At 70.0% G+C, this 21,944-nt stretch carries 23 protein-coding genes and 1 tRNA gene; 16 read left to right on the forward strand and 8 right to left on the reverse strand.

Features of this window, described 5'->3' with window-relative positions:
* The first annotated feature begins 59 nt into the window (after positions 1 to 59).
* The 7 genes from AB0I59_RS31215 (at position 60) to AB0I59_RS31245 (ending at position 6,011) form a co-directional block, all read left to right on the forward strand.
* Positions 60 to 698: a pyridoxamine 5'-phosphate oxidase family protein gene (locus AB0I59_RS31215; protein WP_061258724.1), complete on the forward strand. Its 639-nt coding sequence runs from the start codon at positions 60 to 62 to the stop codon at positions 696 to 698.
* Positions 699 to 788: 90 nt separating this feature from the next.
* The gene (locus AB0I59_RS31220) at positions 789 to 2,393 is read left to right on the forward strand and encodes a serine/threonine-protein kinase (protein WP_358138574.1); all 1,605 of its coding nucleotides are present in this window, start codon (positions 789 to 791) and stop codon (positions 2,391 to 2,393) included.
* Complete coding sequence (locus AB0I59_RS31225; RefSeq protein ID WP_358138576.1) at positions 2,394 to 3,770, forward strand: protein kinase family protein; 1,377 nt, start codon at positions 2,394 to 2,396, stop codon at positions 3,768 to 3,770.
* 114 nt (positions 3,771 to 3,884) lie between these two features.
* On the forward strand, positions 3,885 to 4,871 hold the full coding sequence (locus tag AB0I59_RS31230; protein WP_061258727.1) for a DUF2510 domain-containing protein: 987 nt from the start codon (positions 3,885 to 3,887) through the stop codon (positions 4,869 to 4,871).
* A gap of 22 nt (positions 4,872 to 4,893) precedes the next feature.
* The gene (gene orn, locus AB0I59_RS31235) at positions 4,894 to 5,490 is read left to right on the forward strand and encodes an oligoribonuclease (protein WP_061258728.1); all 597 of its coding nucleotides are present in this window, start codon (positions 4,894 to 4,896) and stop codon (positions 5,488 to 5,490) included.
* Between the two features lie 94 nt (positions 5,491 to 5,584).
* Positions 5,585 to 5,657: transfer RNA gene (locus AB0I59_RS31240), tRNA-His, on the forward strand.
* A gap of 138 nt (positions 5,658 to 5,795) precedes the next feature.
* Positions 5,796 to 6,011: a helix-turn-helix domain-containing protein gene (locus AB0I59_RS31245; protein WP_061258729.1), complete on the forward strand. Its 216-nt coding sequence runs from the start codon at positions 5,796 to 5,798 to the stop codon at positions 6,009 to 6,011.
* 33 nt (positions 6,012 to 6,044) lie between these two features.
* Here the strand turns inward: AB0I59_RS31245 and lat are convergent, their stop codons facing one another.
* Together lat and AB0I59_RS31255 are read right to left on the reverse strand one after the other, a co-directional pair.
* Positions 6,045 to 7,325 (reverse strand): L-lysine 6-transaminase, encoded by a 1,281-nt coding sequence (gene lat, locus AB0I59_RS31250; RefSeq protein ID WP_061258730.1) that lies wholly within the window; start codon positions 7,323 to 7,325, stop codon positions 6,045 to 6,047.
* Between the two features lie 108 nt (positions 7,326 to 7,433).
* Positions 7,434 to 9,071, reverse strand: coding sequence for a penicillin-binding transpeptidase domain-containing protein (locus tag AB0I59_RS31255; protein WP_358138580.1), 1,638 nt, complete (start codon positions 9,069 to 9,071; stop codon positions 7,434 to 7,436).
* 60 nt (positions 9,072 to 9,131) lie between these two features.
* On the opposite strand from AB0I59_RS31255, the gene AB0I59_RS31260 reads away from it, so the two are divergent.
* On the forward strand, positions 9,132 to 9,965 hold the full coding sequence (locus AB0I59_RS31260; RefSeq protein ID WP_358138582.1) for a spermidine synthase: 834 nt from the start codon (positions 9,132 to 9,134) through the stop codon (positions 9,963 to 9,965).
* Between the two features lie 14 nt (positions 9,966 to 9,979).
* Here the strand turns inward: AB0I59_RS31260 and AB0I59_RS31265 are convergent, their stop codons facing one another.
* From AB0I59_RS31265 to ngcE, 4 genes are read right to left on the reverse strand one after another with little or no spacing between them, the layout of a single operon-like run.
* Entirely contained in the window at positions 9,980 to 10,255 is a 276-nt protein-coding gene (locus tag AB0I59_RS31265; protein WP_228645698.1) for a 4a-hydroxytetrahydrobiopterin dehydratase, read from the reverse strand.
* Positions 10,256 to 10,288: 33 nt separating this feature from the next.
* On the reverse strand, positions 10,289 to 11,152 hold the full coding sequence (locus tag AB0I59_RS31270; RefSeq protein WP_061258733.1) for a carbohydrate ABC transporter permease: 864 nt from the start codon (positions 11,150 to 11,152) through the stop codon (positions 10,289 to 10,291).
* A gap of 2 nt (positions 11,153 to 11,154) precedes the next feature.
* Complete coding sequence (locus AB0I59_RS31275; RefSeq protein ID WP_358138584.1) at positions 11,155 to 12,102, reverse strand: carbohydrate ABC transporter permease; 948 nt, start codon at positions 12,100 to 12,102, stop codon at positions 11,155 to 11,157.
* A 4-nt stretch (positions 12,103 to 12,106) separates the two neighbouring features.
* The gene (gene ngcE, locus AB0I59_RS31280) at positions 12,107 to 13,555 is read right to left on the reverse strand and encodes an N-acetylglucosamine/diacetylchitobiose ABC transporter substrate-binding protein (RefSeq protein WP_061258734.1); all 1,449 of its coding nucleotides are present in this window, start codon (positions 13,553 to 13,555) and stop codon (positions 12,107 to 12,109) included.
* A 253-nt stretch (positions 13,556 to 13,808) separates the two neighbouring features.
* Here ngcE and AB0I59_RS31285 point away from each other — a divergent pair, with 253 nt between their 5' ends.
* Positions 13,809 to 14,432 (forward strand): class II aldolase/adducin family protein, encoded by a 624-nt coding sequence (locus AB0I59_RS31285; protein WP_061258735.1) that lies wholly within the window; start codon positions 13,809 to 13,811, stop codon positions 14,430 to 14,432.
* Here the strand turns inward: AB0I59_RS31285 and AB0I59_RS31290 are convergent.
* Positions 14,416 to 16,008, reverse strand: a complete 1,593-nt coding sequence (locus AB0I59_RS31290) for a DUF885 domain-containing protein (protein WP_358138587.1) — start codon at positions 16,006 to 16,008, stop codon at positions 14,416 to 14,418. The genes AB0I59_RS31285 and AB0I59_RS31290 overlap by 17 nt on opposite strands.
* A 59-nt stretch (positions 16,009 to 16,067) precedes the next feature.
* Between AB0I59_RS31290 and AB0I59_RS31295 the strand changes: the two genes are divergently transcribed.
* Positions 16,068 to 17,294 carry a DUF4032 domain-containing protein gene (locus tag AB0I59_RS31295; protein WP_358138589.1) on the forward strand — a complete coding sequence of 409 codons (1,227 nt, stop codon included), beginning with the start codon at positions 16,068 to 16,070 and terminating at the stop codon, positions 17,292 to 17,294.
* Here AB0I59_RS31295 and AB0I59_RS31300 read toward each other — a convergent pair whose 3' ends face one another.
* The gene (locus tag AB0I59_RS31300; RefSeq protein WP_061258737.1) at positions 17,295 to 17,783 is read right to left on the reverse strand and encodes a 2-thiouracil desulfurase family protein; all 489 of its coding nucleotides are present in this window, start codon (positions 17,781 to 17,783) and stop codon (positions 17,295 to 17,297) included.
* A gap of 215 nt (positions 17,784 to 17,998) precedes the next feature.
* Here AB0I59_RS31300 and AB0I59_RS31305 point away from each other — a divergent pair, with 215 nt between their 5' ends.
* From AB0I59_RS31305 to AB0I59_RS31330, 6 genes are all read left to right on the forward strand, one after another.
* Entirely contained in the window at positions 17,999 to 18,370 is a 372-nt protein-coding gene (locus AB0I59_RS31305; protein ID WP_061258738.1) for a hypothetical protein, read from the forward strand.
* 3 nt (positions 18,371 to 18,373) lie between these two features.
* Positions 18,374 to 19,252 carry a hypothetical protein gene (locus AB0I59_RS31310; RefSeq protein WP_358138591.1) on the forward strand — a complete coding sequence of 293 codons (879 nt, stop codon included), beginning with the start codon at positions 18,374 to 18,376 and terminating at the stop codon, positions 19,250 to 19,252.
* 35 nt (positions 19,253 to 19,287) lie between these two features.
* Positions 19,288 to 19,656 (forward strand): roadblock/LC7 domain-containing protein, encoded by a 369-nt coding sequence (locus tag AB0I59_RS31315; protein ID WP_061258833.1) that lies wholly within the window; start codon positions 19,288 to 19,290, stop codon positions 19,654 to 19,656.
* Between the two features lie 11 nt (positions 19,657 to 19,667).
* Positions 19,668 to 20,039: a hypothetical protein gene (locus AB0I59_RS31320; protein ID WP_061258740.1), complete on the forward strand. Its 372-nt coding sequence runs from the start codon at positions 19,668 to 19,670 to the stop codon at positions 20,037 to 20,039.
* Between the two features lie 68 nt (positions 20,040 to 20,107).
* The gene (locus tag AB0I59_RS31325; protein WP_061258741.1) at positions 20,108 to 21,526 is read left to right on the forward strand and encodes an MFS transporter; all 1,419 of its coding nucleotides are present in this window, start codon (positions 20,108 to 20,110) and stop codon (positions 21,524 to 21,526) included.
* Positions 21,523 to 21,942 carry a MarR family winged helix-turn-helix transcriptional regulator gene (locus AB0I59_RS31330; RefSeq protein WP_061258742.1) on the forward strand — a complete coding sequence of 140 codons (420 nt, stop codon included), beginning with the start codon at positions 21,523 to 21,525 and terminating at the stop codon, positions 21,940 to 21,942. The genes AB0I59_RS31325 and AB0I59_RS31330 overlap by 4 nt, the downstream gene beginning before the upstream one ends.
* Positions 21,943 to 21,944 lie beyond the last annotated feature (2 nt).

Consider the following 21,944-nt stretch of genomic DNA (forward strand, 5'->3'; position numbering starts at 1 on the left):
CCGTTCCTCTCAGGAAGTGGCCATGTTCACCGGTCCACTCGGCTTCTAACGTAACGGACATGCTTTCCACCACACCCCGGACCGTCCTTAACCGGTCCAAGCAGCGAGCCCGTACCGACCGCGCCGACCTGCACGCCGTCCTGGACGCCGGGATGATCTGCCACCTGGGCGTCCTGGTGGACGGGGCGCCGATGGTGATCCCCACCGGATACGGCCGGATCGGCGAGACGCTCTACCTGCACGGGTCCACGGGGGCCTCCTCACTGCGCGGCGCGCTCGCGTCGCAGGTCTGCGTGACGGTCACCCACCTGGACGGGATCGTGCTGGCCAGGTCGGCGTTCCACCACTCCGTGAACTACCGCTCGGCGATGATCTACGGCCCGGCCCGGGAGGTCGAGGACCCGGGCGAGCGCCTCGACGGCCTGCGCGCGATCACCGAGCAGCTGGCGCCCGGCCAGTGGGACGTGGTCCGGCCGCCCAGCCGGAAGGAACTGGCCGCGACGACCGTACTCGCCCTCTCTCTCGAGGAGGCGTCCGTCAAGGTACGGCAGGGGCCGCCGGTGGACGACGAGGAGGACTACGACCTGCCGGTCTGGGCGGGGGTGCGGCCGTTGCTGGTCTCCTGGGGAGCCCCCGAGCCCGACCCTCGACTCGCACCCGGCATCCCTGTTCCCGCGCACCTCAGCCACACGCCATAGGGGCTTCGTGAGTGAATTTCACGACTTTTGCGTTTATTTCGTGATCAATCACTAAGCTACGGTCTCGTCATGGGCCGATGAGGAGACCGGATGTACGGGCAGACGGGCGCCTGGAGTGCCCCCGGATATACCGAGATACGTGAGCTTGGCACGGGGGGCGGCGGGCGTGTCGTCCTCGCCAGGCACGACGCCGACGGCATACCGGTGGCGATCAAGTACCTTTCCGGGGAGCTGCGCTCCGACCTCAACTTCGTCGGCAGGTTCCGGCACGAGGCGCACCTGCTCGCCCTCATGGAACCCAGCCCGCACGCCGCCCGCTTCTACGAGTACATCGAGGCGCCGCACGGCGCCGCCATCGTCATGGAGCTCGTGGACGGCGTGTCGCTGCGCACGATGCTGCGCTCGGAGGGGCCGACCGGGCCGGAGGCGGCCCTCGCCGTACTGAAGGGCTCGCTGCTCGGGCTGGCCGCCGCGCACGCCATCGGGGTGGTCCACCGCGACTACAAGCCCGAGAACGTGATGGTCGAGGCCGACGGCATGAGCAAGCTGGTCGACTTCGGCATCGCCGCGCGGGCCGGCGAAGGGGTGAGCGCCTCCGGCACGCCGCCGTACATGGCCCCGGAGCAGTGGTCGGGCAGCCCGGCGAGCCGGGCCACCGACGTGTACGCCGCCGCCGTGGTCTTCTTCGAGTGCCTCACCGGCACCCGTCCCTTCCGGGCGCAGAGCTTGCCCGCGCTCGCCCGCCAGCATCAGTCCACGCCTCCCCCGGTCGAGGAGGTGCCCCACGCGCTCCAGGGGCTGATCGAGCGCGGCATGGCCAAGAACCCGGCCGACCGGCCGCCCTCGGCCGAGGCGTTCCTGCGGGAGCTGGAGTCCGTCGCCACCGAGGCGTACGGCCCGGCGTGGGAGGAGCGGGGACGGCGCCGCCTCGCGGCGCTCGCCGGCCTCCTGCTCCCGTTCTTCCCGCTGACCGAGGAGGCGCCCGAGGCCAGTACGGCTCTCGCCGAGACGCACCTCGGCGGCAGCGCCCTCACCAAGGTCAGCGTCAGGATCGGCCTGGTGGCGGTCTCCCTGGCGGTGGTCGCCGGCGGCACCGCCGCGCTGGTCGGGTCGTTCAGCGGCGCCACGCTGCAGGCGGGGACGACGATCGAGACGCCCGGCCGGACGCCCAAGGATCTCGGGATCGTCGACGAGGAGACCGCGGATCCCCAGACGGCCGAGCCCGAGATGTCGCCGTCGCCGAAGGCGTCGAAGTCGCCCTCCCCCTCCCCTTCGCCCAGCCCCGCGTCGGCGACCACGAGCGCCCCGCCGGTGGCCCCGACGGCGAAGCCCTCGCCGAGCAGGAAACCGACCCCGGCCCGGACGCCGACGTCCAGGCCGACTCCCCGGCCGAGCCGGTCGACGCCGGAGCCGGACGACACGGTCAACATCCCCGACCTGCCGACGGGAACGTCCACGCCGACCCGGCCGCAGACTCCCACGACCACCGCGCCGACGTCCTCCCCGACGGACACGGGCCGGCCCACGGAGACCTCGACCACCACGGAGCCGCCCCGAATCACCTCGGAGCCGGTGCCGTCGGCCCCCGCGTCGGTCCCGATGGCGGCGTTCGCTCTCGGCCTGGTGACGACCGGGCTCGTTCCCGCCACACTTGCCGTGAAGAGGATGACGGGACGGCACCGGAGGCGGCGATAGATGGATGACGGCGGTTCCATCGCGGGGCACCGGCTGACCGGACGCGCCCGATCAGGCGAGCTCGGCACCTGGAGCGAGGCGATCTCTCCCGAGGGAACGCCGTCGGGCGTGCTGCGGTTCGACCCCGGACTGGTCGCCGCACCGGCCGCCCGCGAGCGGCTGGTCGCCGCGGTGAGCGCCGACCGCCGCCTGTGGCAGGCCGGGCAGGCCGGTCTGCTCCCCGTCGTGGACCTCGTCACCGCCCGCGGTGACATCTGGCTCGTCACCGGGCGTGGCGCCATGCCCGTGGTCGCCGACCTGCTCGCCCAGGGCGGGCCGCCTCCCGGCCCCGGCGGGGTGGCGACGATCCTGATGGACACCGCCCAGACCCTGCTGGCCGTACACGCGGCCGGGCTCGCCCACGGCGCGGTGCACCCCGGCACGATCGTGATCGGTGAGGACGGTTCGGCCCTGCTGGCCGAGCGCGGGCTGCTCGAGGCGCTGCGCGGGGAGCCCGCGTCACCGGAGGGGGACATCACGGCCTGGGTCGCGCTCGCCCGCGGCCTCGCGGCGAGCTGGGCGGACGGCCCGGCGGCCGCCCTGTTCGACCAGGCCGCGTCCGCCGCGGCGGCCCGCGGGCTCGCCGCCGCCCGCGACACCCTCGTCGCCGGGCGCGACCTGCTGCCCCAGGGGTTCACGACCAGGGACCAGCTGATCCGTACGCTGCACTGGTGGTCGGCCTCCGCCGTCCCCACCGCCCCCGCTCCCGGTACGGCACCGCCCGCCAGGGAGACCACCGGGGAGGCTGTCACCCTGCTGCGGCTCCCGGACCCCGCGCCCGGTACGGCGGCTCCCACCGACGTGGTCATGCGGTTCGGTCCCGGCGTGCCGACGGAGACGACGGCGGCGCAGATCTGGCGCTCCGGTGCCACCACGCAGTTCGCCGAGGAGACGGGCCGCGATCGAACGCCCGGCCGGCGGAACGGGCGGCGGGCCAGGCGCGGGGCGTGGGCGGGATCGCTGCTGCTCGCCATGCTCCTCGCCGTGGTCATCCTGTGGTTGCGCTTCCAGCCCGCCACCGAGGTACTCGTCCAGAGGGTGGACGTGCGCGGTCCCAAGAAGGCGGTCGCCTGCGACGGCACGGCGACGCTGGTCGGCACGGTCACGACCAACGGCGGCGCGGGCAGCATCCGCTACGTCTGGGTGCGCAGCGACGGGGTACGGATGACCGAGCGGGAGCAGAAGGTGCTCTCGGGGGACACGTCGGTGAAACTTCCACTGCGCTGGCAGGTGACGGGTTCCGGCGATTTCAAGGGCGTGGCCACGCTGCGGGTCCTGTCGCCGACCTCTTCGGGAAAGCCGCTGCAGGACAAGGCGTCCTTCTCTTATCGGTGCTGATCAGTGGCGATCGCGATTTGACCTCTCTTTCACGTGTTCTCACAGGAACATCGGAGATAACTGACGTTTTCTGGCAATCTCATGATGAGTTCCGGGATTGCTAATGTGGCCCGCATGACGACGACGCCCGCCGGCTGGTACCCCGATCCGTACGGCTCTCCCCAACTGCGGTGGTGGGACGGTTCCCAGTGGACCGACGCCACGCACGCGACGGAGCAGCAGGGCGGTTACCAGCAGCAGCCCGGCGGCCAGCAGCAGGGCGGTGAGCAGCTGTGGGGCCCCTCGCCGCAGACGGCGCAGCTTCCCGTTCCCGACTTCGGGGCACAGCCGCCGAAGTCGTCGTCCCCCTGGCCGTGGCTGCTCGGCGGGCTCGCGGTCGTCGTGGTGCTCGCCGTGGTGGCGGTCGCCGGGCTGTTCGTCGTCCGGACCCAGACCGACGGCGCGGTCGCCAAGCCCGGCACGGAGATTACGGAGCCGCCGCTCGATCGCACGGTCCCCCCGCAGGAGACCGAGTCACCCCCGCCCCAGCAGCAGCTCACCGAACTGCCGCAGCCGTCCGGAGGCCGGATCTCCGACGCGGTGACAGGGCTGTCGTACGCCTACCCGGGCCAGCCGTGGATCGTCCCGAAGGCCGCGGAGGTCAACAACCCGAACAACGTGAAGATGCCGGTGTGGTCGAGCGGCTACCAGGCACTCTCCCAGCAGAACTTCGACGGCCAGAACAGCGACTGGGTGGCCTCCGTCTACACGGCGCCGCTGCCGTCGTACTTCCCGTACAGCGGCACGCAGGATCTGCGGAACCTCACCGGCGCGGTCCTGGTGGCGTACGAGCAGGACTTCTACTCTCCCCAGCACGTACGGAAGATCCTGAGCAACAAGGCGATCAAGGTGAGCGGCCGCGACGCCTGGATCACCGAGTTCGAGATGGACTTCAGCGAGGAGTCCAAGCGCAACGGCTGGAAGTGGAAGACCGAGAAGGGTGCGTTCATCCTGGTGGATCGTGGTGAGGGCATGCAGCCGGCCATGCTCTACGCCTCCGTGCCTGACAATCTCGACCAGTCGGTGCTCCAGCGGGTGGTGGACTCCCTCCAAGTGAGTTGAACGCCCTACTACGCTGGGTCTCATGACTGACCTGCTGGTCTGGATCGACTGTGAGATGACCGGGCTCGACCTCGGCCGTGACGCGCTCGTCGAGGTGGCCTGTATCGTCACCGACGGCGAGCTGAACCAGCTTGACGAGGGCGTGGACATCGTCATCAAGCCCCCGCCCGAGGCGCTGGCCCAGATGTCTGAGGTGGTCCGGGAGATGCACACCGCCTCCGGCCTGTTGAACGCGCTCCCCAGCGGGGTGACGCTGGCCGAGGCGGAGACCATCGTGCTGGAGTACATCCGCTCCCATATCGGCGAGCCGAAGAAGGCGCCGCTCTGCGGCAACTCCATCGCCACGGACCGTTCGTTCATCGCCAGGGACATGCCGCTCGTGGACGGGTTCCTGCACTACCGCATGATCGATGTCTCCTCGATCAAGGAACTGGCCCGCCGGTGGTACCCCCGCGCCTACTTCGCCTCCCCGGAGAAGCAGGGCGGCCACCGGGCGCTGGCGGACATCACCGAGAGCATCCGGGAGCTGCGCTACTACCGCGCGGCCGTGTTCGTGCCGCATCCGGGCCCCGACACCGCCACCGCCCGCGAGGTCGCCGAGGCGATTTCCACCCAGTGACGGCGATCCGCGCCATCCTCCGTGCGCGGCACGGCATGACGACTCCGAAATACCGCTACACTTTTCTCGTACGCCGCTGAGAGCGGCGGACATGGTGGGTGTAGCTCAGCTGGCAGAGCGCCAGGTTGTGGTCCTGGATGTCGTGGGTTCAAGTCCCATCACTCACCCTGTGAAGACGGCCGGTCCGAAAGGACCGGCCGTCGGCTTTTCCCCCAAAGGTGGATTGGGGGCGTTATGCTCGCTCTCAACCGCTACGCCGGAAGCGCGGGGGGCCTCGGCGATCTTGAGTCTGCCCGGGAGGCCGGATGAGAGTCGACGACCGCACCCAGACGAGTCTGAGCAAACGCGAGGCCGAGGTCATGGACCTGATCGCCGTGGGGCATTCCAACGGGGAGATCGCCCAGCGGCTGTTCCTCAGCGAGAAGACGGTCAAGAACCACGTCAACCGCATCTACGCCAAGCTCGGGGTCGAGTCGCGGAACGCGGCGATCAACCACTGGCGCGACTCGACCGACTCCTGAGCCCTGCGGGTCCGCCCCGCTCAGCTCCCCCGCTCAGCTCGGGGTGAGGACCTGCCTGAGGCGGGCCAGGCCGTACTCCAGCTCGTCCGGCTGCACCGACAGCGCCGGGCGGAGCCGTATCGACCGTTCTCCTGACGGCAGGACCAGCACTCCGGTCTCGTCCTCGTCGCGCAGCCGCGCGATCACGGCCGCCCGGTCGGGCACGTCGAAGGCGCACATCAGGCCGCGTCCACGGGCGTTGGTGACCAGGCCCTCGGCCTCCAGCGTCTGGAGGCCGGACAGCAGCTTCTCCCCCAGGATCGCCGCCTTCGGGATCAGCTCGTCCCGCTCGATGATCTCCAGCATCCGGCGCGAGCGGACCATGTCGACGAGCCCGCCGCCCCAGGTGGAGTTGATCCGGCCGCTCACGTTGAAGACGTTGTCGGGGATCAGGTCCACCCTGCGTCCGGCCATCACCCCGCCCACCTGGGCCTTCTTGGCGAAGACCACGATGTCGGGCGCCAGGCCGAGCTGCTGGTACGCCCAGGAGGTGCCGGTCAGCCCGACGCCGGTCTGGACCTCGTCCATGACGAACAGCGCGTCGTTCTCGTGGCAGAGGGCCTGCATCGCCTGGAGGAACTCGGGACGCATGTGGTTGTCCCCGCCCTCGCCCTGGATGGGCTCGGCGATGAAGCAGGCGATGTCGTGGGCGTTGCGGGCGAACGCGTCCCGCGCCTGCGCGAGCGCCCGCTCCTCGGCCGCCTCCACGTCACCGAAATGGACGGCCGGCACGTCGATCCTCGGCCAGGGGAACTTGGGGAAGCGGTCGGTCTTCACCGGATCGGTGTTGGTGAGGGAGAGCGTGTAGCCGCTGCGGCCGTGGAAGGCGCGGGTGAGGTGGAGGACCTTGGTGCCGAGGCCGGGATGGCGGCCGTGGGCCTCGTTCCAGCGGCTCTTCCAGTCGAAGGCGCACTTCAGGGCGTTCTCGACGGCGAGCGCGCCACCCTCGACGAAGAACAGGTGGGGCAGGTCGGGGTCGCCGAGTACCCGGTGGAAGGTCTCGGCGAACTCGGCGAGGTGGGTGGTGTAGAGGTCGGGGTTGGCGGGCTTGTTCGCGGCCACACGCGCGAGCAGGGCCATGAACGCGGGGTCGTCGTCGAAGGGGTTCATCCCCAGCGGCGACGAGGCGAAGAACGTGTAGAAGTCGAGATATCTCCGGCCGTCACGCGCGTCGACCAGCCAGGAGCCCGCGCTCCTGTCGAGATCGAGCACCAGCCGGAAACCGTCGACGAGCAGGTGCCGGGCAAGGACTTCGTGCACGGCGTTCGGGTCCATGTCGCCTCCACATTGAGCCGGGACAACACGATTCCCTCACAAGCGGTGTCAAATGTGAAGACTTTCCCGCTAGCTGACCGTCCTGGAGAACGTTTTACTACCGCCTTGCTACAACGCACGGAGGAACCGCGCGGCGATCGGCACCGCGGCGTTGCGCCCGGTGCCGCCGTGCTCCACGAACACGGCGAACGCGAGGTCACCCCGGTAGCCGATGAACCACGCGTGATCCGCTCCTCCCTGCCAGTCCTCGGCGGTGCCGGTCTTGCCGGAGACGCCGTCGGGCAGCTCCGACCCGGCCGCGGTTCCCTCGGTCGTCACCGCGCTCATCAGCGCGCGCAACCCGGTCGCCGCCTCACCGCTCAGCGGCACGCTCGCGGGCTGGGCGTGCCCCTCGATCCGCTCCGCCGTGTCGGCGGGGAGCAGCCGCGGCGGCCGCCAGGAGCCGCTCTGCACCGCGGCCGCGACCGTCGCCATGCACAGCGGGCTCGCCTCCACCGTGCCCTGCCCGAACGAGTCCTCCGCGAGCGCGTCGGAGTTCTCGGGCCGCTTGAGGCTGCCGCAGGTCCCGCCGACACCCGTGGCGAGGCGGGCGCCGAAGCCGAAGGCACCCGCCTGTTCCACCAGTTTGTCGGCGCTCACCATCTGGACCGCGAGCCGCGCGAACGTGGTGTTGCACGACAGCGCGTACGCCTGGCGGAGCATGACGCTCCCGTGGTCCTTGTCCTGGTAGTTGTCGATCGTCCGCCCGTTGGGGATCGTGTAGGTCGCCGGGCAGGGCACCTGCGAGTCGGCGGTCAGCCCGGCGTCCAGCAGCGCGGCGGCGGTGACCGTCTTGAAGGTGGAGCCGGGAGCGTACTTGCCGGTGAACGCGCCCTTGCCGCCCAGCCGGTCGGCGACCGCGACCACCTCGCCGGTGGAGGGCCGCACCGCGACGATCGCGGCCGGCTGCTGGACCGGGTCCAGGGCGCGGGCGGCGGACGCCTGGGCGAACGACTCGATCGTGGTCCGGGTCCCCTCCTGCTTGTCCACGCGTCTCTCCAGCATGACCCTGGGCTCCTGCCCGGGGTTCCTGAGCTCGACGGTCCACCCCACCTTCGTGCCGGAGGGCGGCTGCGGGATCCTCATCGCGAGATCCGAGAGGTACGGCTCGGCGTAGTTCTCGTGCGGGAACGGCTGCCCCTCCTTGGTGAGGAACCGCGCACCGGACACCGGCTGGTCGATCCGGACCAGCTCGCCTCCTTCGACCAGGTCCGGATGCATCACCGAGGGGGTCCAGAGGACCTTCCAGGTCAGATCCCGTACGGCCAGGCGCAGCGTCGAGGCGAAGTCCCAGGTGCCGCCGTATCCGTCCACCTTCCGCGCGCCGGTGAAGCTCACCTCGGCCGTGTCCTGGCCGGTCATGGTGAGATCGCCCGGCGTGAGCCGGACGATCCGGGCGGAGACGGCGTCGTCGAGCTGCCGGTGCCGGTCGGCGAAGTCGTCGGGCGGCTCGTCCACGAGCTCGCGCATCGACTCGTAGTCGCCGATCGCCCAGTCTCGCAGGTAGGTGTCGGCCGTCTCCCTCGGCGTGCCCTCGACCCGCTGCTCCGCCGGCGACGAGGGCGGCGTCGGCGTCGGCCTGAACACGAGCTGCGTGGGGTCACCGGCCCCGGCCTCGTCCCTCCCCGACAGGACGAGGCCCGTGACACTCGTGACGATGATGGTGACGACCACGCCGACGAGGGCGAGCAACGCCCGTCTGCGCATACGGTTTCTCCTGGGGGGTCGGAGTGCTCCCCTCGATATACCACGCATAGGGGGCAAAGGGTGCAAGAACCGGTCCAGGGCCGCTATCCGGTGACATTCGGCGAGGTGGAGCTGCTGCGCGACCTCGACCGGCCGGACGGGTGGATGCTCGTGATGAGCGGCGTCGCCCAGTCGTACGTGGACCTGGCCGATCCGACCTACCTCGACTTCGACTACGTCCGGCTGATGGCGGAGGTGATCGGCTGCCTCCCCGAGGGGCCGCTCGACACCGTGCACGTCGGCGGCGGGGCGTGCACGCTGCCGCGCTACCTGGCCGCGACCCGGCCGGGCTCGCGGCACATCGTGGTCGAACCGGACGCCGGGCTGGTCCAGCTCGTCCGCGACCAGCTCCGGCTGAAGTCGGTGCCCCGGTTGAAGGTACGCGTCCTCGACGGCCGCGCGGCGGCCGCCGGGCTGAACGACGCGTCAGCGGACCTGTTCGTGCTCGACGCGTTCTCCGGCGCCGTCATGCCCGCCGAGCTCGCCACCGCGGAGTACATGGCCGAGGTGGCGCGCATCCTCCGGCCGGACGGCACGCTGCTGATCAACGTGGCGGACGGCAAGGGCCTGCCGTTCGCCAGGCGGCTGCTCGCCACCGTGCTGGGCGCGTTCCGCCACGTCGTGCTGCTCGCCGAGCCGGGCATCCTGCGCGGCCGGCGCTTCGGGAACCTGATCGTGGCGGCGTCGGCGGGCGAGCTGCCCGTCGGCCCGCTCACGCGCCGGGCCGCGGGCGGCCTCACCCAGGCCAGGTGCCTGTACGGGAAGGAGCTGACGAACTTCGTCGCCGGCGCCGCCCCGATCCGCGACGGCGAGCCGGTCGTCTCGCCGGTGCCGCCGCCGGGCCTCTTCGACTGACGGCAGACCGGAGATCAGCTCGCCCCGCGCGCGGTCACGATCTCGTCGATGCGGGCGGCCAGCGTGTGGTCGAGGTCGGTCAGGCCGCCCGCGTCGTGTGTGGTGAGCGCGAGGTGCAGGGTGCGCCACCTGATGTCGATGTCGGGGTGGTGGTTCATCGCCTCCGCCTGCTCCGCGATGTCGTCGACGATCGCGATGGCCGTACGGAAGTCGGGGGCGGTCACGGTCCTGCGGATCGTCTCGCCGTCACGGTGCCAGTGGGGTGACTGCCGCTCAGTTGGCTCGCTCATGCCTCCAGGACATCACGAGACCCTGGGGACGCGCTATTTGAGCGCGCCCGCGGTCAGCCCCGACTGGATCTGCCGCTGGAAGACAATGTAGACGATCAGCATCGGGATGATCGCCATGCTCAGCGCCGCGAACAGCCCCGCCCAGTCGGCCTCGTAGCCGGCGTTGGTGGAGATGTTGGCGACGCCCTGGGTGATCAGCCACTTGTCCTGGGCGTCTCCCGGCAGCAGCACGATCGGCAGCAGGTACTGGTTCCACTGGCCGAGCACGTTGAAGATCGTGATGCTGATCAGGCCGGGTTTGGCCATCGGCATCATGACCTGGAAGAACGTACGCGTGTGCGAGGCGCCGTCCATCATCGCGGCCTCGGCCACCGAGGTCGGCAGCGTCTTGAAGAACGCCGTCAGGAAGAACACCGAGAACGGCAGCGAGTACGCGACGTAGACGATGATCACACCGGTGTGCGTGCCGAGCAGTCCGAGATTCTTCACGGTGAGGAACAGCGGGACCAGCGCGAGGAAGACGGGGAACGACAGGCCCGAGACGAACAGCAGGTATATCACCTTGCTGCCGAAGAACCGGTACCGGGCCAGCACGTACGCCGCCATCGAGCTGAGCAGCATCGTGAAGAAGGTGGCCACCGCCACCACGAGGATGGTGTTGATCATGTACTGGCCGATGTGGGCCTTGGCCCAGGCCCGGCCCCACGCGTCCCAGTGGAAGTTCGCCGGCAGCCCCAGGGGGTGATCGCCGAAGATCTCCGTGTTGGTCTTGAAGGAGCCGAGGAACGTCCAGACGATCGGATAGATCACCAGGATCGCCCACACGGCCAGGGCCAGGTGCGAAAGAGCGCCGAAGACGCCGACCTGGCCGCCACGTCGCTGCGGGGGACGTGCCATGTCTAGAACTCGATCCTCTCGCGCCGGGTGACCCGCAGGGTGAGAGCGGCGAACGTCAGGGTCAGGAAGAACAGGGCGACGCCCATCGCGGATGCGTAGCCGTACTTGGAGAAGGTGAACGCCTGGCGCCAGATCTCCAGCGGCAACACCGTGGTCGCGTTGTCGGGGCCGCCCCGGTCCACGGAGAGGACCTGGACCAGGGCGAACCCGTCGAACGCGGCGATGCCGAGATAGACCCAGCCGACCTGGAGCGTGTCCCAGAGCAGCGGCAGGGTGATCTTGAAGAAGAGGGTGAACCGCCCCGCGCCGTCCAGCGCCGCCGCCTCGAACACGTCCTGCGGAATGGACGACATCCCGGCGGAGAAGAGCACCACGTAGAACCCGACGGCCTGCCACACCATCACGCCGATGATCGTCCACAACGCGAGGTCGGGGTTGATCAGCCAGCCCACGGGATCGATCCCCAAAGCCCCGAGCGCGCTGTTGAGCACGCCGCTCTTGTCCGGGCTGAGGATCGCCTGGAACAGCACGCCGACGATGGCGACGGCGAGGACCTGCGGGAAGAAGAACACGATCTTGTAGAAGGCCGCCCCGGGAACGCCGGTGCGCCGCCCGTTCCGCTGCCCGCCCCCGACGTTGAGCAGGAACGAGAAGAACAGCGCGATGGCGATGGTGGCCAGCGGCATGACGAGCAGCAGCAGCCCGTGATGGCGCACCGCCGGCCAGAAGGCACCGTCGTCGAACAGCTTCGTGAAGTTCTCGAAGCCGATGTAGTCGAAGTTCGGCGAGATGCCCTTCCAGTTGGTCAACGCGATCTGGAACGCCTGGATGTACGGCCCGACCACGAAGACGGCATAGAGGACCAGCGGCGCCGCGAGGAAGGACAGGATGAACCCGTACCTTCTCAGCGCCATCGGGGACGGGGCGTGCGCCAGCTTGCCATGCCGCATGGGATCACGCGGTCCGCTTCTGCTTGGTGATCGAGCTGTCGGCCTTGGTCTTGTCCGCGGCCTTCTGCATGTTGGCGCAGAACTGGTCGGCGGTGATGCGGCCGAACATGAGCGCGTTGGTCTGCTTGCGCAGCTCGGTCTCCAGCTCCTTGTACCACTGCTCGAAGTTGGACCAGGTCACCACGTTGGCGCCGGCGGCGTTCTGCGCGGCGACCACGCTCTCGACGCCGGGCGAGAGGGTGAGGCCCTCGGTGGCGCCGACCACGACGGTGAGGCTCTTGGTCTTCTCGGTGAAGGACTTGGCGGCTTCCTTGGAGAGCATGACCCGCATGTACTCCAGACCGCCGTTGACGTTCTTGCCCTTGGCGGCGAGGACGAACGGCTCGCTGGCCACGGCCCGGATCGCCCCGTACGGCATCGCGTCCGACGCCCCGACCGACGGGGTCGCCGCCATGGCGTACTCGAACGTGGCCGGGGTGTCCTTGGCCTGCTCGGACTCCAGCCAGGAGCCGGAGGGGTAGAGCGCGACCTTGCCCTGGTTCTGCTGGGTCTGGACCTGGGTGTGGATCAGGCCCTCGTAGGACTTGTCCATGTACTTGCCGATCTCGGCCCAGGCCGCGGCCGCCTGCTTGACCGCGTCGTTGGTCCAGGCGCCGTCGACGAGGTTGTCGATGTCGATCAGGACCTGGTTGCCGGCGATCTTCGCGGCGGTGATCAGGATCATCCAGTACTGGTAGTACGAGGCGTTCTTGCCCGCGTACGCGTACGGGGTCATGCCCTTCGCCTTGATCTGGTCGGCGAGGGTCTTGAACTCGTCGAACGTCTTCGGCGGTGTCCAGCCCTCCTTCTCGAAGAGCTTGGCGTCGTACCACAGCCCGTAGGCGGTGAAGACGTAGTTGAGGATGTACGGCTTGGCGGGGTCACCGGCCAGGCCGGACTCGATGGTGCCGGGGACGATGGTGTCCTTGACCTTCTTGCTCGGGTCGTCGATCGACGGCGCCTCGAACAGCGGGGTGAGGTCGAGGAGCTGGCCCGCGGCGACGAGCGAGCCGGTGTCGAGGTTGTCGGTGCCGGAGTTGTTCACCACGTCGGGCACGTCGCCGCTGGCGAAGCGCGGGGTGAGGGTCTGGGCGATCGTCTGGATGCCCTGGTGGGTGATCTTCGCCTTCGGGAACTCCTTGACGTACAGCGGCTCGTGCGACTGGGTCGCGTACTCGTCGCTGTAACCGCCCTTGAAGATCACCACTTCGAGGGGAGCGTCGGCCTTGACGCCGAACGGGTTGGTCTCCGACTTCGCCGCGCCGGCGGCGGCGGAGGGGGTCGGCTCCGAGGAGCCGCCTCCGGACGTGGCGCAGGCGCTGAGCAGGCCGGCCGCGGGGCCGGCGACGAGTGCGGTGAGGCCGATGCGGTGCATCATCTGGCGGCGGGTGATCTCGCGAGGCGTGTTGGTCATCCAACTCTCCCGGGGGGGACAATTAGGAAAGTTTCCTAAACGATTGCTGGAACGTACGGCGAGCCGCCAAGCGCGTCAAGGGTCCCTGGTCGGTCTAGACCAATCTGTGATCCGACTGCGACGTCCCGTGCCCGACTATCGGAGGGTATATCGATGTTTAAGCAGCTAAAAGGCCCTATCAAAAGTCGGATGATGGGATCTAGCTGGTATAGACCGGAGTGCGATATCGCGGCTGATCACCTAAATTGGCGGCATGTGGGATCTTCGCCGGGAATTGTGTGAGTACGGCCGTAGAGCCGCCGATCTGGGGTTGGTCATCGGGACCTCCGGCAACCTCAGCGTCCGGGAGGGAGACCTGGTCGCGGTCACCCCCTCCGGCGTGGCCCTCGACCGGCTCAGACCGGAGGACTGCCCGATCGTGGACATCGAGGGCCGCCTCGTCGAGGGCGACGCGCGCCCCTCGTCGGAGACCCCGATGCACCTGGCGGTGTACGCCTCGACCGGCGCGGGGGCCGTCGTGCACACCCACTCGGTCTTCGCGACCGTGGTGGCGACGACCATGACCGAGCTGCCGCCGATCCACTACAACGCCCTGTTGCTCGGAGGCGCGGTCCGCGTCGCGCCCTACGCGACGTACGGCACGCCGGAGCTGGCGGAGAACGTGCGCGCGGCGCTTACGGGGAAGCAGGGCGCGCTGCTGGCCAACCACGGCGGGGTCACCATCGGCCCGACCCTGGAGAAGGCGTTCGAGGCGACCCGGTTGCTGGAGTGGCTGTGCGAGGTCTACGTGCGGGCGCTCGGCGTGGGAACGCCCGCCGTCCTCAGCGAGGAGCAACTCGCGGCCGTGGTCGAGCGGGCTCTCAACCCGCCGGGATGACCGCCCGCCGGGCCAGACCGAGAGGAAGGCCGCCGCTCCCGGCGATCTGATCGTGGAACTTGCGGAGGTCTCCGGAGAAGTCCTCGCGGATGCGCTGGATCTCCAGCGCTCCGGTGAGGTAGGACGGCGCCTGGGTGGGCCACGCGCAGTAGCGGCTGACCTCGCCCTTGGCGGTCCCCGGAGACAGCGACGCCTTGGTGGCCATGAACGTCTCCGCCTCCTCGATCGTCATGTCGCCGCAGTGCAGGGCGGTGTCCACGACGATCCGGGCGGCCCGGAAGATCCGGCAGTCCAGGTGGGCCAGCTCGGTCGCCGGTGTGTCGAAGTATCCCTGCTCGTGCAGCACGCCCTCGACGTACAGCGCCCAGCCCTCGAGGAAGTACGGCGTGCGGAAGATCTTGCGTACCTTCCGGGGGTTGGCCGCCAGCCATGCCAGGTGCCAGTGGTGCCCGGGGTAGGTCTCGTGGACGGCGATCGACGGCATCTGCGCCCGCGAGTTGGTGCGCAGACGCTGCCGCACCTGCTCGGGGGTGGAGCCGTCCGGCGTGAACGGCACGAAGAAGACGCCGGTCCTGGACGCGCTGAGCGGCGGCGGCGCGAGATAGTTGGCCACCGCCAGGATGGGCCGCTGGAACTCCGGCGACGGCAGGACGTGGCACTCCTCGCCCTCGGGGAAGGTCACGAGGCCGCGGTCGCGGACGAAGTCACGGGCGCGCAGCGTCTCCGCCTCGTACTCCGCGCGCATGGCCTCCAGGGTCTCGGGATGGTCGTCCATGAGGGACTCCATCGCGGCCCGCCAGTCCTCACCCCAGGCGCCGTCGCCGAGGCGCCCGGCCACCTCGCGCATCCGGGCGTCGATCTCGTCCCAGGCCCGGAGCCCCTTCTCGTGCAGCTCGGCGGCGCCGTACCCGAGCATCTCCCGCTCGCGGAGCAGCGTGGAGTAGAGCTCCTCCCCCATGCGCCAGGTCCCGCCCGCCCTGAAGCCGTCGAGGAAGGTGACGAACGCGTCGAACGCGGCGGCGGCCGGCTCGGCCGCCGCCGCCAGCCGCGCGCGCAGGACGGGGTCGGCCACCTCGCCGGGGACGGTCTCGGTGAGGAAGCGCCGTGCCGTACGGGCCTGGTCCAGGCCGCGGGTGACGAGCAGGCCGGCGGCGAGGTCGGGGTCGAGGTTCTCTCGGCAGGCGGCGAGCACGTCGGGCACCTCGGCGAGCCGGGCGACGGCTGCCTCGACCAGCTCGGCCTCCGGCTTCAGCCGCTGCTGGAACGGCGTGAACAGGGAACCGAAGATCGCCCCCAGGTACGGCGCGGGATCGCGCCGCCACTCCGGCCAGCGGGCGCTCGCCACGGTCCCGCGCAGCTGCGAGGTGACGAGATCGCGGTCGATCTCGTCCTCCACGGTCGCGGCCGGCTCGGCGGACAGCCGCTCCAGCCAGCGCTCCGCGGCGCGCTCCCTGGCCGTGAACCCGGCCTCGCTGAAGTCTCCGAGGGTGCGGTCGTATCCGTCCGCTCCGAGCAGGGCGGCCCGGACCGGGTGTTCGGCGAAGTACCAGCCGACGAACTCATCCAGCAGCGTCATGGTCCTCGACTCTATCCGCGACACTGAATCATGAAACCCCCTAAACGAGGAGCGAACCGGTGCCCCTGCAGATGATCGGCGCCCCCGGCGACCCCGACCTGATCCGGCTGCCGTGGGACGTCCCGCTGGAGCAGTGGCCCGACCACCACCTGGTGACCCTGCCGCGCGGCATCTCCCGGCACGTCGTCCGCTTCGCCCGGCTCGGGGGACGGGTCTACGCCATCAAGGAGATCAGCGAGCGGTACGCCAAGCGGGAGTACAAGCTGCTGTGGGACCTGGCACGGCTGGACACCCCGGCGGTCGAGCCGGTCGCGGTCGTCACCGGGCGCACCGACGCGGACGGCGACGAGCTGGACTCCGCGCTGATCACCCGGCACCTGCAGTTCTCGCTCCCCTACCGGGCCGTGCTGTCCGGGTCGGTGCGGCCCGACACGCTGACGCGGCTGCTCGACGCCCTCGCCGTGCTGCTCGTACGGCTGCACCTCACCGGCTTCTACTGGGGTGACTGCTCGTTGTCGAACACGCTGTTCCGCCGGGACGCCGGGGCGTTCGCCGCGTACCTCGTGGACGCCGAGACCGGCGAGCTGCATCCGATGATCAGTGAGGGGCAGCGGACCCACGACATCGACGTCGCGCACGTCAACATCTACGGCGAACTGCTCGACCTGGAGGCGGGCGACCTGCTGCACCCGTCGATCGACCCGCTGGTCTTCGCCGAGCAGATCGTCGAGCGGTACGAGCGGCTGTGGAGCGAGCTCAACTCCGACGAGATCATCGAGGAGGTCGACTGGCACATCGTCGACCAGCGGATCAGGCGGCTGAACTCGCTCGGCTTCGACGTCGCCGAGATGATGGTCCGCAGGAAGGCGGGCACGGGGCGGCTGATCGTCCGGCCCAAGGTGGTGGACGCGGGGCACCACCAGCGCCGCCTGCTCAGGCTGACCGGCCTGGACGTCGAGGAGAACCAGGCCAGGCGGCTCCTGAACGACCTCGACTCGTTCCGGGTGTCGAACGGCCTGCGCCACGAGGACGAGGCGATCGTCGCGCACCGCTGGCTGGCCGAGGTGTTCCAGCCGGTGGTGACCGGGATCCCGGCCGAGCTGCGGCGCAAGCTGGAACCCGCCCAGCTCTTCCACGAGGTCCTCGACCACCGCTGGTTCATGTCCGAGGCGGCCGGCGGCGACGTGGGCCTGGAGGCCGCCCTCCGGTCCTACGTCGAGAACGTCCTGGTCTTCAAGCCGGACGAGAACGCGGTGATCGTCACCTCCGACCCGCTGTCCCCCTGATCACCTGTCCCGTAGATGGCGGGCGGCCCCGGCGATGTCGTCCTCGTCGAAGACCCGGACGCCGTTCTGTTCGAGGAGGGCGGTGGTCACCCCCTGGCCGGGCGTCGTGCGGCCGGTGAACGTGCCGTCGTAGACGCGCAGCGAGCCGCATGACGGGCTGCCCTCCTTGAGGATCGCCACCCGGGCGCCGGAGGCTCGGGCGGCGTCGAGCGCCCGCCGCGCGCCGGCGAGGAACGCCTCGGTCACGTCGTCGCCGTCCGGCGTCACGATGCGCGCGGTCCCGGCGAGAACCGCCGCGCCGCCGGCGCCGCCCTCGATCTCCGCCGGGGGCCGGGGTACGGGGAGCCCACCCGCGACTTCTGGACAGAACGGCACAAGCCGCCCCTCGGAGTTCCAGGTGGCGAGAAGCTCGTCCTCACTCGTCTTGGCACCGCCGTCGTAGCGCACCCGTCGGCCGAGCAGGCATGCGCTGACCAGGACTCGTTCCATAAGCCCTATTCTCCCCTACCCGTAACCCAAAATATCCGAATAATCTTCACAATCGCCGGTAAATACAAGTCTTCTATGCAGTGGGATAATTCTTCTCCTAGAACGGCCAATCCTTATATCTCACCTCATATCCCGCTGGACTGTGCGGACTCCGCGCGTATCGCCTTCTCTAGTGTTGGCCGCGCCGTATCGACGACCCGGCGAGGGAGTTGCGCGTGATCGGGATAGAGGACTGCCTTTCGGAGGCCATGACGATTCCCGGCGCGCTCGACGCGATTCTCGTGGATCACACCAGCGGCATGGCGGTGGCCGCCGAGGGTGTCCCCTACCCGGAGGGATCGGCCGCCGGGCTGAGTGAGGCGTTCCGCGCCACGCTCGACGGGCTCGCCCTCTCGACCCCCGATGGAACGATCCGAATCGAGGACGTGATCGTCACCACGGACCGGGCCTACCACCTGATCAAGCCCATGGAGACGATGTTCGACGGGCCGCTGCTCATCTGCCTCCGGCTGGATCCCGAACGCGCGAACCTGGCCCTCGCCCTGCGCAGGCTCCAGGCCATCTCCCACCGGCTGATCGCCTCGTGAGCCATGGCGACCTCGACCCTCGACTCCGTACTCGCCGGACTCGCGCAGGACAAGGCCACCGGGTCGCTCCGGGTGGGCCGCAACGGGACGATCTTCCTCACCCGCGGCCGGGTGTCGTACGCCGAGTGCACCGGCACGCCGAACGTGGAGGAGCTGCTGACCGCGTCCGGCCGGATCAGCGCCAGCGCCGTCAGGAAGGCGCGGCAGGTGGTCAGCGCGGACCCCGACCCCGTGAACGGGGGCGACCTGCTGGTCGGCAAGGGCGTACTCACCCGGGGAGAGCTGGAGTTCTGCGTGCTGGGGGCCACCCTTGACGCCTCGTTCTTCCTGCTCGACACGGCACTCGACACGACGGGAGCCCGGCCGGGGCCCCGCTCCCGGTTCAGGGACGGGGAACGGCACTGGCTCGGCACGCACTGGTTCTTCGACGTGCCCGGCCTCTTCCGGGAGTGCCGGCGGAGGAAGGCCCGATTGGACCGAGCATGGCCGTCGACCGAACTCGACACGCAGCCGGTGATCCCCGTACGGCGCATCCCCGGCAGGCACGTGGTGCTGACCGCGGTGCAGTGGGAGGTGCTGCTCGGCGCGGACACCACCGCCACGCCCGCGGAGCTGGCCCGCCGCCTCGGACGTCCCGCCTACTCGACGCTGCTCGCCGTACGGGAGCTGGGGGCGGCCGGGCTCCTCGCGACGCGGGTGGAGCCGGCCGCGCCGTCCCCGCCGACGCTGCCCCGACGCGGCGATCGCTCCGGCCCGCGGGCCGAGCTGCGGCCCGGATCAGGGCAGGACGCCGCGGAGCCGTATCTGCCGCAGGTCAGCGCCGACCCGACCGACGTGAACCTGCTCATCAGGCTGCGTGACGCACTGGAGGCGCTGCAGTGATCACGTGGCTCAAGCGGGCCGGAAGGGGCATTGCGATGGATCTGCGCGGCGAAATACACGAGGAGATGCTCCTCCTCAGGGAACGCGCGCCCGAGATCACCGGCACGCTCACCTGCACGGTGGACGGGATGCTCGTCGCGACCGACCTCGGCGGCCATACCGAGCAGGTCGCGGCGCTCTCGTCCGCGCTGCTCTCGATGGCCCGCCGGATGACCGACCTCGTCCAGGCCGGCGCACTCGAGGAGACCCTGATCTCCGGCACCCGTGGGTACACCGCGTGCTATGCCGCGGGCCCCAAGCTCGTCCTCGCCGTTCTCGCCGGGCCGGGGGCCAACCTCGGCCTGCTCCGGATCGAGGGTCGCAAGACGGCGGCCAAGCTCGCCGCCATCGTCGAACGCGAATAGGAGAAACGCACATGGCGAACATCGACATCTCTCTCAAGGAGATGATGGCGGTCGACGGCGCGCTCGGCGCGGTCGTCGTGGACTACAGCAGCGGCATGGCGCTCGGCACGCACGGAGGCTCCAAGGACCTCGATCTCCAGGTCGCGGCCGCGGGCAACACCGAGGTGGTCAAGGCCAAACTCCGCACGATGGAGTCGCTCCAGCTCAAGGACGCCATCGAGGACATCCTCATCACGCTCGGATCGCAGTACCACATCATCCGCCCGGTCACCGGGCGCAGCGGGAAGGGCCTGTTCCTCTATCTGGCCCTCGATCGAGGCAGGTCCAATCTCGCGATGGCCCGGCACCAGCTCAAGGCCATCGAGGAGCGCCTGGAGATCTGACCCTGACAGGGAGGCCGCCGGCGCGGGCGGCCTCCCTGTCAGCATGTACCGTTGTAGTAGTGCAACTAATGAATCGCCGACGGCGGATCCTGGTGCTGCTCATCTGCTGCACCAGCCTGCTGATCGTGTCCCTCGACAACACGATCGTGAACGTGGCGCTGCCCGCGCTCGGGCGGGACCTGCACGCCCCGGTCTCCGGGCTCCAGTGGACGATCGACGCCTACACGCTCACGCTCGCGAGCCTGCTCATGCTGTCGGGGTCCACCGGCGACCGCGTCGGACGGCGGCGCGTCTTCCAGGTCGGGCTGCTCGTCTTCACGTGCGCGTCGCTGCTGTGCAGCATCGCGCCGACGCTGGAGTGGCTGGTCGCGTTCCGCGCGCTCCAGGCGATCGGTGGTTCGATGCTCAACCCGGTGGCGCTGTCCATCATCACCAACACGTTCACCGACCCGCGCGAGCGCGCCCAGGCGATCGGCGTGTGGGGCGGCGTCGTCGGGATCAGCATGGCCCTCGGCCCCGTCGTCGGCGGCCTGCTCACCGACAGCGTCGGCTGGCGGGCCATCTTCTGGATCAACGTGCCGATCGGCCTGGTCGCGGTGCTGCTCACCTGGCTGTTCGTCCCCGAGTCCAGGTCGGAGCGGCCGCGCCGGATCGACCCGGTGGGGCAGATCCTCGTCATCGCCCTGCTGGCCTCCCTGACGTACGGGATCATCGAGGGGCCCGGCCTCGGCTGGTCGTCGGGCCTGATCATCGCGTGCTTCGCCGTCGCCGTGCTCTCCCTCGTCGCGCTGATCGTGTACGAGCCGCGCCGTGAGGACCCGCTCATCGACGTGCGCTTCTTCCACAGCGCCCCGTTCTCGGGGGCCGCGGCCATCGCCGTGGCGAGCTTCGCCGGGCTCGGCACGTTCCTCTTCGTCAACACGCTCTACCTTCAGGACATCCGCGGGCTGTCGGCCCTGCACGCGGGACTGTGCATGCTGCCCACCGCTCTGGCGACGCTGATCTTCGGACCTCTGTCCGGACGGCTGGTCGGCGCCCGCGGGCCTCGGATGTCGCTGCTCGCGGGCGGCGTCTGCGTCACGGTGGCGGGCGTGCTGCTCGCGCAGGTCACCGTGGTCACTCCCATCCCGGAGCTGCTGGTGATCTATCTGATCTTCGGGCTCGGGTTCGCGGTGGTGAACCCGCCGATCACCAACACCGCCGTCTCCGGGATGCCGCTCTCCCAGGCCGGCGTCGCCGCCGCCGTCGCGTCGACCAGCCGCCAGGTCGGCCAGTCCTTCGGCGTGGCCATCGCCGGCTCGGTGATCGCCTCCGCCGTACACGTCCCCGGGTTCACCCGGGCCAGTCACGTGGCCTGGTGGATCGTCGCCGCGTACGGGCTGATCGTCCTGGTCCTCGCCCTGGTCACCACCAGCGGCTGGGCCAAGGCCACCGCCGAGCGTACGGCGGCCCGGCTGACGCCGCACGAGCCGGTGAGGTCGCGATGAGCGAGGACGTGGCGGCGCGCGTGTGGCGCGGGATGCGCGGCCTGGTGCTCGAACGCCACGAACGGCGCAAGGAGGTCTGCGACGCCCTCGGTATGAGCTTCATCCGGGTCAAGGCCCTGCGCCTGCTCGCCCCGGGGCCGCTGACCCTGCGCCGCCTGGCCGAGCGGCTCGCCACCGACGCCCCCTACACCACGATCGTGGTGGCGGACCTCGAACGTCGCGGGCTGGTCGAGCGCGCGCCCCATCCCGAGGACCGTCGAGCCAAGATCGTCTCGATCACACCGGAGGGGGTCACGGCCGCGGAACTGGCCGAGCGCATCCTCGGCGAGCCGCCCTCGGCCCTCCTCGCGCTCGATCCGGCGGACCTCGACGCCCTCGACCGCGTCATCGCGCGGCTCCTCGCGGCCGGTTCCTGACG

It is taken from the genome of Microtetraspora glauca (assembly GCF_040656155.1).
GTDB classification, from domain to species: Bacteria; Actinomycetota; Actinomycetes; order Streptosporangiales; family Streptosporangiaceae; genus Microtetraspora; species Microtetraspora glauca.